This window comes from Actinomadura xylanilytica (genome assembly GCF_030283145.1).
GTDB classification, from domain to species: Bacteria; Actinomycetota; Actinomycetes; order Streptosporangiales; family Streptosporangiaceae; genus Spirillospora; species Spirillospora xylanilytica.
This window is the reverse complement of sequence record NZ_JASNWE010000002.1, coordinates 1,025,612-1,038,163: the sequence shown is the minus strand read 5'-3', so window position 1 is coordinate 1,038,163 and position 12,552 is coordinate 1,025,612. Positions and strand designations below refer to the sequence as shown.

Here is a 12,552-nt window from a genome sequence, read left to right as displayed (position 1 = left end):
CGGGCGGTGCGGGCGCGAGCGGACCGCGCCCGCACCGCTAGGCTCCGCCCAGACCGGCCATGACCTCGCGGAACCGCTCCCAGTCGGCCGGATCACGCCCGTCCCCCACCGCGGCCCAGCGGCCGTCCCCGCTCGCCAGCCCGATCGGGGCCGGCAGCCCCTGGAAGCGCGCCTCGGTCGTCAGATCGGCCCGTCCGGGCGCCGCCTGCGCCGTCATCGAGACCAGTGCGAACCGCGAGGCGACCCGCTCGGCGAGCCCCGCCAGGTCGGGAAGCGGCTCGTCCCACGTCAGCGCCGTCCCGATGGACACCCTCTCCTCCACCCCGCCCGCCGTTCGGACGACCTCCAGGGTCCCGACCGCCCGGCGCGCCCCCGGGCCCGCCACGAACGTGAGCAAGGTGCGCTGGGGTGCTCGCGCCCGGCACAGCTCGGTCACCTGGCCCGTCCGCCACGGAATGCCCGCAGGTTCGCAGGTGCCCCACCCGCCGGGCTCGGCCCCGGTCAGAGATCTGCACACCGACTCGGTGGCCGTCCCGACCCTCAGCCGCTCCGACGCCGGATGCCGCACACTCACGCTGACCAGCAACTGCCGCGCCTCGGGCGGCGCGTCCGACACGAAGTCGCCATGCCGATCCTCCTGCGGGACGAGTTCCGCCCCGTCCCAGATCAGGATCGACCCGCTGAATCCGTCGTAGTACACGTTGTCGGAGCCCTTGACCGCCCAGAGGCGATCCGGGCCGCCCATCACCAGCCGCAGCGGCAGCGTCAGCCGCCCCATCCGGCACGTGACCACAAGGTTCAGCGAGGCGTCCGCACACACCCGCAGCGCCTCGGCCATCCGCACCGACAGCGACAGGACGGACCGGTTCAGCATGACCATCCCGCACTTGTCGGTGACGAGGTCAAGCGAGGGATGCTCCATCATCGGCTCTTCAACCCCGCCCGCTTCTTGTAGGCCGGGTCGTCCGCCCAGACCTCCCCGTCCAGCCGCAGCGACAGCTCCGCCGCGAACCGCAACGCTGGAACCTCGGCGCCGTCCGGCTCCTCAGAGGCCCGCACCTCGATCCACCACACCGGCGGCTCCAGGTGCGCCACCTCGGGCCCGAGCAGCCGCTCCAGCTCCCCGGGCGTCTCGACCAGCATCGGCGCATCCACGGACACCAGCACCCGTCCCCCGTCGGGCTCCGAAAGCCGCAGAACCCCACCGTCCCCGAACCCCGTCACCAGCAACTCCTCCCCGGCCGCCACCAGGGCCCCGGCAACCGCCTCCTCATCCGGAGCCTGCCGCACCAAAACCACCATGTCCTTGCTCACCGAACCTCCCGTCAACGCCCCAACACAGGCAGGCCCAGCCCCGCCAAAGTGCAGGAACACGTGTCGGCCTCGAATCCCACTCGACAGGGGGCAAAGACCATGGCTGGCACCCAATCACAGGGGCACCCCGGGACCACGATTCGGACGGACGTCAACCCGCCGAGTGGACACGCCGTGACGCTCATGGCTGGGGGGTGGACGGGTTGGATGATGGCTGACCGCGCACGGCTGGCCGACCGGGCACCGTCACATCTCGGGGCGGTGTGAACTGTCCGGGGAACGGCGCTCAGGCCACCAGCCAGCCGATCAGGCGCCGGAACCACCCGCCCCGGGCACTCCGCGCATGCCTGGCCGGGGCCGGTCTGGTGGGCGCGACGGTGCGGGATGCATGCGGGGAAGGCATCAACCGCACCGTCGCGCCGGTCTGTGAACCGTGCCCGTAGCGCGGCACGAATCCGCGCGGCCGGACGCCGATCTCCTCCAAGAGCCGGCCGAGGGCGGCCGGGGTCGGCGCCTCCACCAGGCGGTCACGCCCGGACCAGTCCCGCGCCATCCCCCACCACGTTCCGGTGGACTCCCCACGCCACACCGGCACCCCCGGGAACCGGCGCCGCAGCTCGACCGCCGCATAGTCGCGGTCCATCGCGACGACGGCCGTCATCCCCTCGCCCCTTGGGCCTCAGGACGCCGACGCAGATACCCCAGGATGAACACGGTCGCGTTGACAATCTCGTCAGCGGGCGCGATCGGCTCGCGCCACGAGGTGAAGAACCACCACCGGCCGCCGTCACTCTTCCGGGGCGCGCACGTGATCAGGTCCCCCGCCATGACCACCGCGTCACAGCACCCCGGCTCCCGGGGATTGGTCACTTGAAGCCCCCTCGCGGTCAAGTCCACATCGAAACCGCGCGCGGCCAGATGCGCGGCCAGCACCGCAAGCCGGGCGTCTCGGGTCGTACGATCTGTCATGGGCCGGACTTCCTTCCGGTCAAGGCCCCGGGGAGCGGTGCGCGAACACCGTCCGGGGCCGCCTTGTCTCTCGGATGCCCACGAGGACGCGTTCGCAGGCGACCAACCTGACTTCCCGCATGCGCCCCTGTAGGGATCCGAGTCAAAGCCCTGCACAGCCCGTGACGGAACCCAGACAATGGCGTCACGGTGGGGATGCGACACGGTGTCTCCCGAGGCGGAAGGGTGCCAACGCCATGACCGACCAGCAGCGCCCACCATGGGCCGTCCGGCTCCAGGCCGAACGCGAAGCGCGCAGGTGGGGCAAGTTCGCCATGGCCCGCCACCTGCTGGAGGCCGTCGGGATCACCCCCGCCCCGAAGAAGGTCAAGACCCTTACCCGACAGATTCTCGGCTGGGAGAAGGGCGACCACTTCCCCCGCGACTGGGCGTCCGCCTACGCAACCGCATACGACATCCCCAGGGACGAGTTGTTCCCCGGTCCTTCCCCGAGCCCCACGGCCGTCCCTGTGGGTACCGTGTGGGAGAGTCCCGCCACCGACGATGGGTACGAGGCCATGGAACGTCGCGCACTCCTGAAACTGCTCGGCGCGGTCAGCGGCGGAGCCGTAATACCCGCTGACGCACTCGAAACGATCCGCACCGGCATAGACCGGACGTTCGGCGGCGACAGTGCATCGCTCGACGACTGGGAGCAGGTCACCGCCGAGCATGCCCATTCCGTACGGGTCACAGCCCCCGCCGCCCTCGTCGGTGTCCTGGCCGCCGATCTCACCGACATCCGCCAAGCCCTCGACCACCGGCCCGACCTCGACCGGCCTCGGCTGCACCGGACCTCCGCTCAAATGTCCGCACTCATGGCCATGGCGCTCGATGAACTCAATGACCCTTTGTCGCCAAGATGGTGGCGCACCGCGCACCGCGCCGCCGCCAATTCCGGGGACCGGGACCTTCAGGTCTATTTGTTGGGTCGACAAGCCCGTTTGACGCAAAAGACCCCCGGAACGGCACTTCAACGCGCCAACGAAGCAGTGCGCCTCGCCAACAACAAACCGAGCGTTGGACTCGCAGAGGCACACGCGACACGAGCGGTAGTGCTCGCGGCATCTGGGCAAAAGGCCGCCGCCCAACAGGCGCTACACGATCTCGATGCGCTTTATGTGACGCTTCCCGCCGAGGTTACCTGCGATGACCTCACCGTGTGGGGATGGCCGCAGGAACGCCAGACGAGCGAAAGGATCAAGGTTCGTCTACACCTGGGGGACCCTGGCCTCTATGACCAGTTGCCTACTCCAAAAAGCAGCAGCGGGGCGCGGAACCAGGCATGGGGCGAACTCGACACAGCGTGGGCCCGTATCAACGCGGGCAGCGTGAACGACGGGATAGAGGACGCAGCGAACGCGATCAGCGTCCTCCCCCAAGAACACCGCACGTCCAGTGTGCGCTTTTACGTTGGCCAGATGATTTCCCAGCTTCCCGGCCAGGCGAAGGCACTTCCGGCCGCGCGGGAACTCCGCGCGCTCACCGCCGTCACCTGACCCGGACCGGCCACGACGACGCCCCGCCGACCGGTCGCGGACGGCAGGGCGCTTGGGGGTCGGGGGCGCGACCGAGGGTTGACACCCAGTCGCTCGAATCTCGGCATCAGCCGTTTTGAACTTCATCGAGCTTCTGTCGCAGCCACAGAGGGACGTTCTGATCATCCCGCGGGAAGTACTCAAGGTCTTCGGCGTATGAACTTGGTGCGATAGGAAATTCAAACTCGGGTTCACTGTCGTAATCAAAGTCCACCGAGTAGCGACCGGACCTGGCGAGCTCATACCGAGCAACAAACCAGGCCCCCTTTCCAGGTTGATACATCCCGCTTCGCAACTCCTCCATGATCTCCATCGCCTTCATCGAGGGCATGGCAGGCTCCATGCCTCCTTTTTCGCGCGACATCAAAATGGAGGCCGTATCCACTCCCACCAGGGAGTTGAACGTAAAGGAGATGCTCTGCCAGTCATCGGGCATTTCACGTACCAGACTGCGGCCAACACTCTGGATCAATTCATTTTGTTCATCGGGATCAAGTGATGTGGATTCTGTCACGTTGACCTCCAGACTAACGTCTCAATGGGGGTACGGCTTTGAACCGGATCGACTGAGCAGGATTCCCATCAATCCAGTGTTGAAAATTATATACTTAGACACCTTGCCGCCATCCCCATAGTCGACATCGATCAGAATATCGATCCGTGGCGGCGGATCTTGTTCAAGAAGGGCGGCGAGATGAATTTCCAGCTTTTGATAATTCTGAAAACGCGTCGTCCTTTCTTGGCCTGATTAAGTGATTCGAGCATCGCCACGAGATTGACACGCTCACCCGCACCCCCGCCGGCCGTGCCAGTGCGGAAGGGTGCCGACGACATGACCGACCAGCAGCGTCCCCCATGGGCCATCCGCCTCCAGTCCGAACGCGAAGCGCGCAAGTTGGAGAGATCGACTCTGGTCTAAAGCAAGCCGTCGGATCTCTTCAAGAGCACCCGTATCCATCGGCTGGCACGCGTCTACTAGGCCGACAGACCTTGCGGGCGCTGCCCGACAAAGCGCGCGCTTCCGGCCGCGAGGGAATTGCAAGCGCTCACCGCCGCCACCTGAGCCCGAGCACCCACCATGCAGAAACTCCTGCATCAGAAGCACTCGCGTCTGCCGCCGGCAACCCAGGTCCCGCCAGTCCACTCCTAGATAGCCTGTCCGGGAGTAAATCCAACAGGCCATTCTTTTCGGTCATTCAGTTTGCCAACGAAAAGAGCCTACGGGTTCCGGAAATATCCCCAGGTCAGGTAGATCAATATCCGCGCCATCGGCCTGCCGCCAAGCCCGATAGTACAGCGATGAGGTATTGGAAACTCTGAATCCGTCACGAAGAACACTGACAGATATTTCCGCCATGGCGCGAAACTCCTCACTGGAGGCCGGACGGATCATCGTTATCCGCTGGCGACCTGGATGCTTCACCGCCGAAGATTCCCCACCGACCACCACCATTCGGCGCTCGTTTTCCACTGACCTCAGGGCCTCATCGACAGAACCGTTCCCAGCTTCGATCTCAGTGCTCAACTTGCCATCGGCCCACGTGAAATGTACTCCCCGCCGTTTTCCCTTCACTTCATGAAGGGAAATCGTCAGTTCACTTCCATCTTCAAGGCCGGCGAACACCTCGGCCAGCTGAGCGAGCGAGTACTCCCAGTCCAGGTCATCGAGCAACTCCGGTTCCATCGGTGCGAGCTGCTCTCGAGTGAGATGGTCGCGTGCCCTCCCTCGGCGCATGCCGAGGAAGTCGACCTCGATGAAGCCCGCCCCGTTAACGGATATCTCACTACCACGTTCAAACAGGAGAAAGAGCGGCTCGAACGGATGCGGCAGATCGGGTAGTGCAATCCCCGCATCCCGCAGCGCTTCAAAATGCAGCGCCCACACACCGATCCGCCTTTCATACCAGCCAATTCCCGAACTGGTATCTTCATCGAATCGCCGAATAACCTCCTCATCAGCCCGAATCTCGGGGTCTACCAACCAGGCGACATCAAAGAACGGCCACTCCTCGGACTCAAGCTCCACAGCCCACCACGTGGAGCGTCGAAGAAACTCCTGCAATAGAAGCACTTGTGACCGCCGCTGACCACCTATGTCACGCCAGTCCACTTCCAGTAGCCTCTCCAGGAGGCGATTTACTCGTCCATTTTCCATTTAATTTCCTTGAGAATTCGATCCACATATTCATGTGCATTCGACAAATCGTCTGCAAACTTGAAGTCCGACGGAATATCTAGCTTCATCTTAGAATAATAGCCCCACTCGGTGGGCCCCTTATCCGCCGGGGCCAAGTTATGCGCTCCATAGTGTTTCGCCGTGGGATGATTCATTCCATGCGGGTCAAATGCATCAGGATGTGGACTAAGGTATGGCAAACCACGCTCCATAAGAAGGCTCTCAACCGACTCATGTTTTATGAGACGCCAAAACTCTTCAACCTTCGGCCCCTGAAGCGTACCTTGCGCCGCTCCCTCCCAAAGATCAGCTACGTTCGCTTGGGGCACAAACAATCCTCTATTAACATGATTTGGCGCAAGCGGCACATCATGAGTCCTGAAAAACAAATGTCGCTTAACTCGATCCAGAACTTCTCGACTTATTCCGGTATGCCCAGCAATGCGGCCCGTGTCACCGAGGTCGTTTCGAATTTCCTCATACCGCTTTACCTCACTATAGTTAATTGGTACATCGACATACTTGTTTCCGAATTCATCTATGTAGTGGCCGTGCTCATACTGATACCCCTTGAGAACAGTTCTACCAAGAACCGGCTCGAACCCCTTGCGTGTTACTTCACCCGGGTCGTCGTAGACCTGTGGGTGATGGTGTTCCCCCGGCGGCGGGTTGGTGGGGTCGTGGGCAGGGGTGCCGGGTTGCTCTCCGGGTCCTTGGCCTGTGTGGGGTCCTTGGCCTGAGTGCGGGGGGTGTTCGGTGGGCGGCGGGGGTGTCTCGGGGCCGTCGTTCTTGGGCGGGGTACCGGCCGCCGGGTCCTCGAGTTTGGCGGACGGCGCCCCCGGCTTCTGCGGTGGGCTTCCGGTGTTGTTGTCGCCCTTGGGGGTGGAGTCGTGTCCGCCGCTGCCCCTCGGGGGCTCGCCCGTGAGGCTCTTCTCAGGGACGGGCGGGGTGTGGGCGCTGTTGATGGAGTGCGGGTTGGTGGGATGTGGGGCTCCGGCCATGGCGGGTTGCCGGGGCGGGTCCGCGAAGGTGGGGCCTTGTTTGACTTCGCCGAAGCCGCCTTTGGGGAAGCTGAAGTCGCCGGTGCCTGTGCGGACGGGGTCGAAGGTGGGCTTGGGCAGGGGGCGGGATGCGGTTTGAGGGGCGTCGTCTTGGATCTTGGGAAGGTCGGCGTCGAGTCGGGTCAGGTCCGCCCCGGCGCGTCCGTTCTTGGCGAGGCGGAGCAGGTCGGTGGTCTTGATCCCGACGTTGATCAGGTGAGTGACGGGGTCGACGGCTCGTAGGGCCTTCCCGGTCCATTTGACTCCGCCCTGGGCCAGCCTGCCCGTGCGGGTGACGGCGGGCGGCCCGGTCTTCTTCAGCGTGGCGAGCATGAGGAGGTTCCCGACGACCATGCCGCTGGCGCGGGCCGGGTCTCGTCCCCACTCGTCCCACGCGGTCAGGGCCTTGGCCTGCGCCTTGTTCTCACCCACCACCATCTTGCGGACGGCGGGTATGCCCAGCAGGCCCCATAGTTCGGGCTGGCTGACGATGAACGAGGCCGCGCCCCAGCGGCCGAGACCCTTCCACGCCTCGCCCGCCATGTCGGAACCCCGCAGCCCGACCAGCGCGGCCACGCCGCCCACGGTCGTCTCGCCCACGCCGCCGAGGAAGCGGCCGACGCCGTTCCACGCGTCGTGGTACCAGGGCAGGTCGGCCTTCTCCGGGGTGCCCCACGGGGGGATGCCGGCAGAAGGCGCGCCGCTGCTCGGCTGGATGGGCTCGCGGCCTCCGTAGGCGGCGTAGATCTGTGCGGCGCACCGCTCCTCCGCCGCCGCCAATGCCATCGCCTGCGCGCGGGCGCCGGCCTCCAGGCGGTTGTTCTGAGCGACCATGTCCTCGTCGCCCAGCCACTCGGTTCCGGTCGCGTCGGCCTTGGCCACGAACGCGGTCGCCTCGGCCGACAGCGCCTGGAGACGGGACTTGATCGGCTGGATCTCGGCCGCGTACGCCGCCAGCGCACCGGCCACCTTCCACAGCCGCCAGCCGAAGTCGGCGGTGACCGTCTGCACCGGACGGGCCGCCTGCCGCAGTTCCTCGGCCTCCGGCGCCCGGTAGACACCAGGGTTCAGGCCGGATGACCAGGCGCTGTTGACGTTCTCACCGGTCGTGCGGATTCCCGTCGCGGCGGACTTCAGCCGTTCCGCCTCGCTCGACACCCTCGCCGGATCCAGAGAGCCCGCCAGCAACTCCAGATCATTGGCGTTGATCACTTGTGCGGCTTGCCGAGTTGGTCTGGCCGCGGGGCGATGGTCGCGTTGTGCTGCGCGCGGGCGGCCATCTCCTCGTCCGCGGACAGGTATGCGTTGGTCGCCAATGTCGCGCCGCGGATGCAGTTGGACGTCCGCTTGGCCGCCAGCGGAAGCGTGTGGCGGTGGTGCTCGCCGAAGCCGTCCAGGGCCTGGGTGATGCGGTCGCTGCCGGTCGCGTAGCCCGCCGACCACAGCGCCTCGCCGTACGTCTCGGCGTATCCCTGGAGCGGCTCGATCGCCGCGATGGTCCGTGCCTGTGCGGATCGGACGCCCGCCACGTCGATGTTCCACCCCGGAATAGACACCCGAACCCCCACAAGACCGACAGTGTCGCTGACGACAGTAAAGCGGAGCGGTAGGGGCGGCAAAGGCTTAACGGGCGCGGGCGGCAAGGATGGCGATGCGGGGATTGGGGCGGTCGGCGTTGATCAGGCAGGACGCCGGCCGGCGCGTTCTAGCCGCTGTTCGGGGGACGATGGAATCGGTCAGGACGAAAACTCTCCGGCGGCACGTCCGAGTCGGCCGGTTCCGCACGGACGGCGCGTTCGGCGATCTCCGTCATCATGTCCAGGCTGTCGTTCATCGCCTCGATCTCAGCGGCGAGCTCGCGTGACAGCGACTCCGCGAGGGACGGCGGCGCGGGACCTGCGGGGACCGGCGCGGCCTCTCCGGGACGGGGCTCGGGTGCGGGCTCGACCCACTCGAACTTCACATTCCTCCCAGCAAGCCGAAAATGCGGATTCCGTCCTCGAATATGGACACAGATCTGCGGACGTCGGAGGTGCCGGATGTCTCAACTCCGGCCGCTCGGGGCGCCCCCGCCGGGCGACGGTGCCCATGATCGTCCACCCGCCGAGACGATGTGAGACGTTAGTCCTGGGCAGAAGGGGAGATATGGCCCCTGAGCGATCGGAACGGGATGGCGTCGGTGGACCAGCCAGCAGAGACCAGCAGGTCGGGCGAGGACGGCCCCCCGCCGTCTCCGCGCGTCCCGGAGGCCGAGACGACCACCGGCGACAGTGGCACCGTCGGCGACGAGTCCACGGCCGGGACGTCGTCGGTGGGGGCGGAGGAGACCATCCCCGACGGCACCGCGATCGTCGATGACCTGGCCGAAGAGACCATGCCCGACAGCATCGGCGCCGGCGTGCCGGCCCCGCAGGAGGAAGACGACCCCGCCCCGTCCGAGGACGAGGACGACGACGAGGTTGAGGACGACGAGGAGGTCGACGACGCCGTCGGCCCGCCCTCGATCCCCGATGCGGACGACGATGGCGCTGCGGCGCTGCGGGAGCGGGTCGAGGCCGTGTACGGCCCTCTGACCGAGGTGTACGAGCGGCTGAACGAGCAACTGCGGGAGGCGTCTGAGTCCGAGGACGTTCCGGCGGTCGGCTGGACGGCTCATGTCTCGGCGCTGCGCTCGTTCCGGGCCGAGGACGTCTACGGCGAGTGGGAGGATCTCGCGCGGCTGCTGGTCGATCCGGAATCGCTGGAGGGGGCCGCCGGGACGCGGGTCCGGTTGCTCGGAGTGCCCGAGGACGGTTCCGAGTCGGCCATGGTCCGGGAGGTCGTCGAGCGGCTGCTGGCCGGTGGGGAACGCGCGCTGCTGCTGGCGCCCACGGCGGAGAGGGCCGAGACACTGCTCCGGGACGTCGTGGACGACGACGCCGGGATCTTCCCCCTGATCGTCGAGGCGCTGGCCGTTCCGGGGCACGGACCGTCCGAGCGGACCGCGGCGCTGCCCCCTGTGGAGCCCGAGGATGCCGGAGAGTCCGAGACCACGGCCTTGCCCTTCGTGGAGGCCGAGACCGAGGCGCTTCCGGAGATCGGCTCCAACGGGACGGTCGAGTTCAAGTCCCTGAAGCCCCCGACCGAGCCCGCGGAGGCCGAGGTCGAGGTCGAGGTCGAGACGCGGCCCGACTCGGCGTCCGTGATGACCAGGCCCGAGACTCTGCCCGAGATCGCGGACGACGACGAGGACACGCGCGAGGACGTGGACGACGCCCCCCGCGTCCATGAGCCTCCCGAGGCGTGGACTCGTGGGGCGTCCGTGCGGCCGGTCGGGGAGGCGTGGCGGCGGGCGTGGCAGACCGAGGGGCGGCTGTTGCAGCGCGGGCTGCTGTGGCTCGAGCAGTGGCCCCGGGACGTCGCGGCGCTGGAGGGGTTCCGCGAGGCGCACGCGCGGCGGCGCGAGGAGCTGGACGCCGAGATCGCGGCGCTGGAGGCGCGGATCGAGGGCCTCAAGGGCACCGTCATCGAGTCCGAGCAGGCCGCCGCGGGGGCGGAGGCGGAAAGCGAACGGCTCGCGGAGGAGCTGGCGGAGGCCGCCGCCGAGCTGGCCGGTCCGCTGGCCGAGGCGGAACGGCTTCAGGCGATCGCGGACGCGGCGGCGGCCGAGGCCGGTGAGCTGACCCGCAGCGCCGACACCGCGCACGCGCGGGTCGTCGACCTGGACGAGCGGGGCACCCGTGGACACGCGGAGCGGCAGGCCGCACAGCAGTTGGAGCAGTCCCTCACCGCGGACCTCGCGCGGGCGCGCGAGGAACTGCCCGCGGCGGCCGAGGAGGCCGAGCGGCTGGCAGCGGCCGACTCGGACGCGTCCGCCGAAGGCCACACCAGCTACTACCGGCTCGTCACCGCGGAGTCGGCGCTGGCGGCGCGCAGGCGGAAGATGTCGCTGGGGCAGCGCCTGCACGTCGCACCCTCGCCCGCCGACCTGAAGGATCTGCGCGCCGAGGTGCGGGCCCGTACCCGCGAGGCGGACGAGGCGGCGGGCCGCGCGAAGGTGGCCAAGGAGGCGGCGCAGGCGGCCCGGGGCACGCATGCCGGGATCACCGCGTTCATCAACGAGGGCGGTGCCCGGATGGACGCGGCGCGGGAGACGCAGCGGCGGCTCGGCGAGGAGCTCGTCCGGCTGGCGGCCGAACGGGAGAGTGCCGCCGCCGAGCATCAGGGGCAGGCGCGGAAGGCCGCCGAGGCCGTCGACCACGCCACCGAGACCGGCCTGGAGGCGCGGGTCGCGCAGCAGGCGGCGCGGGCGATCGAGGAGCGGCTGGCCGCGGTCCGCGCCGCGCGCGAGGAGGCGCTGGTGGAGGCGGAGCGCGAACGGGCGGAGGCCGGGGCGGCGAGCGCGCAGATGGCGGAGGCCCGCACGGAGCTGGAGCGGCGGCGCACCGGTTCCGCGGAGGAGCTGGCGGCCCGTTCGGCCGAGCTGGAGACCCTTCAGGAGGCGGAGTCGCGTTCGCGGGACAACGTCCGGGAGATCTGCGGCACCGATCCGGCCGGCGAGCCGGGGCTGCTGACCACCCACCAGGAGCGGGCGATGACCCGGATCGAGCAGCTCACCGGGTATCTGGAGGCCGCCGAGACCGGGCATGAGGCGGGCGACTCGACCGGGGAGGTCCTGCTCCGCGCAGCTGACCTCGTCGTCGGCACCCCGGTGGGCATCGGGGCGGCCAGGCCGCCCGCCGAGTTCGACGTGCTGATCGTGGCGGGCGCCGGCGAGATCACCGACGCCGGGTTCCTCATCGGCGCGGTGCGGGCGCGCGGCTGGGTGCTGATCGGCGCCCGCGGCCCCGTCCCGCCCGCGTATCCGGAGCACGCCGAGGTGCTGGCGGCGTTCGACCCGGGGGACGAGGCCGCCGCCCGGGTCGCGGGGAGCCCGTTCGGACGCACCGCCGAGGCCGCGCCCGGCCTGATCAGGTGATCAGGGGGCGCGGCCTCAGGCGGGGGTCGGGGGGGCGGACGGCCGGCGGGGTGGACACCGCGGCGCTGACCCTTCCGGTCAGTCGTCGTCGTCCTTTCCGCCCAGGACCAGGTGAAGCACCCAGCTCACCAGGCCCACGACGATCGCGCCCCAGAACGCGGCCCAGAAGCCGCCGACGTGGAACGGCAGGTCGAGGCGGCCCGCGATCTCGCTGGTCAGCAACAGCAGCAGGGCGTTCACCACGAGGCCGATCAGGCCCAGGGTGACGACGTAGAACGCGCAGCCCAGCGTCTTGACGATCGGCTTGATGACGGCGTTGACGAGGCCGAAGATGACCGCGACGCCGATCAGGGTCAGCGCCCGCCGGCCGTTGTCATCGCCCTCGATCTTGATGTCGGAGAACAGCACGGTGGCGACCCAGAGGGCGACCGCCGTGATTCCCACCTTGAGAAGAATCCGCACACCACGAGCATGCTGGGTGGGACCGTGCCGGTTCATCCCCCCGTACGGCGATATTCC

General features: G+C 67.9%; 12 protein-coding genes. 2 read left to right on the top strand and 10 right to left on the bottom strand.

Annotation, left to right across the window (positions count from 1 at the left end; translation table 11 throughout):
- Positions 1-37: 37 nt before the first annotated feature.
- The 4 genes from QP090_RS16010 to QP090_RS15995 all read right to left on the bottom strand — a co-directional run bounded on the left by QP090_RS16010 (position 38) and on the right by QP090_RS15995 (position 2,283).
- Positions 38-925, bottom strand: coding sequence for a DUF6177 family protein (locus QP090_RS16010; protein WP_285939659.1), 888 nt, complete (start codon positions 923-925; stop codon positions 38-40).
- Positions 922-1,314 carry a hypothetical protein gene (locus QP090_RS16005; protein WP_285939658.1) on the bottom strand — a complete coding sequence of 131 codons (393 nt, stop codon included), beginning with the start codon at positions 1,312-1,314 and terminating at the stop codon, positions 922-924. The genes QP090_RS16010 and QP090_RS16005 overlap by 4 nt, the downstream gene beginning before the upstream one ends.
- Positions 1,315-1,600: 286 nt before the next feature.
- A complete protein-coding gene (locus QP090_RS16000; RefSeq protein ID WP_285939657.1) occupies positions 1,601-1,975 on the bottom strand; it encodes a hypothetical protein in 375 nt (124 codons plus the stop codon).
- Positions 1,972-2,283, bottom strand: coding sequence for a hypothetical protein (locus QP090_RS15995; RefSeq protein WP_285939656.1), 312 nt, complete (start codon positions 2,281-2,283; stop codon positions 1,972-1,974). Before QP090_RS15995 ends, QP090_RS16000 begins: the two co-directional genes overlap by 4 nt.
- 236 nt (positions 2,284-2,519) lie before the next feature.
- Between QP090_RS15995 and QP090_RS15990 the strand changes: the two genes are divergently transcribed.
- On the top strand, positions 2,520-3,821 hold the full coding sequence (locus QP090_RS15990) for a hypothetical protein (RefSeq protein WP_285939655.1): 1,302 nt from the start codon (positions 2,520-2,522) through the stop codon (positions 3,819-3,821).
- A 106-nt stretch (positions 3,822-3,927) separates the two neighbouring features.
- Here QP090_RS15990 and QP090_RS15985 read toward each other — a convergent pair whose 3' ends face one another.
- The 5 genes from QP090_RS15985 to QP090_RS15965 all read right to left on the bottom strand — a co-directional run bounded on the left by QP090_RS15985 (position 3,928) and on the right by QP090_RS15965 (position 9,039).
- Complete coding sequence (locus QP090_RS15985; protein ID WP_285939654.1) at positions 3,928-4,374, bottom strand: hypothetical protein; 447 nt, start codon at positions 4,372-4,374, stop codon at positions 3,928-3,930.
- 678 nt (positions 4,375-5,052) lie between these two features.
- A complete protein-coding gene (locus tag QP090_RS15980; RefSeq protein ID WP_285939653.1) occupies positions 5,053-5,886 on the bottom strand; it encodes a TY-Chap domain-containing protein in 834 nt (277 codons plus the stop codon).
- A 110-nt stretch (positions 5,887-5,996) separates the two neighbouring features.
- The gene (locus QP090_RS15975; RefSeq protein WP_285939652.1) at positions 5,997-8,288 is read right to left on the bottom strand and encodes a hypothetical protein; all 2,292 of its coding nucleotides are present in this window, start codon (positions 8,286-8,288) and stop codon (positions 5,997-5,999) included.
- Positions 8,285-8,632 (bottom strand): DUF6507 family protein, encoded by a 348-nt coding sequence (locus QP090_RS15970; protein WP_285939650.1) that lies wholly within the window; start codon positions 8,630-8,632, stop codon positions 8,285-8,287. Before QP090_RS15970 ends, QP090_RS15975 begins: the two co-directional genes overlap by 4 nt.
- A 149-nt stretch (positions 8,633-8,781) precedes the next feature.
- Positions 8,782-9,039 carry a hypothetical protein gene (locus tag QP090_RS15965; protein ID WP_285939649.1) on the bottom strand — a complete coding sequence of 86 codons (258 nt, stop codon included), beginning with the start codon at positions 9,037-9,039 and terminating at the stop codon, positions 8,782-8,784.
- A gap of 216 nt (positions 9,040-9,255) precedes the next feature.
- Between QP090_RS15965 and QP090_RS15960 the strand changes: the two genes are divergently transcribed.
- On the top strand, positions 9,256-12,033 hold the full coding sequence (locus tag QP090_RS15960; RefSeq protein WP_285939648.1) for a hypothetical protein: 2,778 nt from the start codon (positions 9,256-9,258) through the stop codon (positions 12,031-12,033).
- A gap of 78 nt (positions 12,034-12,111) precedes the next feature.
- On the opposite strand, the gene QP090_RS15955 is transcribed toward QP090_RS15960, so the two are convergent.
- The gene (locus tag QP090_RS15955) at positions 12,112-12,495 is read right to left on the bottom strand and encodes a phage holin family protein (protein ID WP_285939647.1); all 384 of its coding nucleotides are present in this window, start codon (positions 12,493-12,495) and stop codon (positions 12,112-12,114) included.
- Between the last annotated feature and the right edge of the window lie 57 nt (positions 12,496-12,552).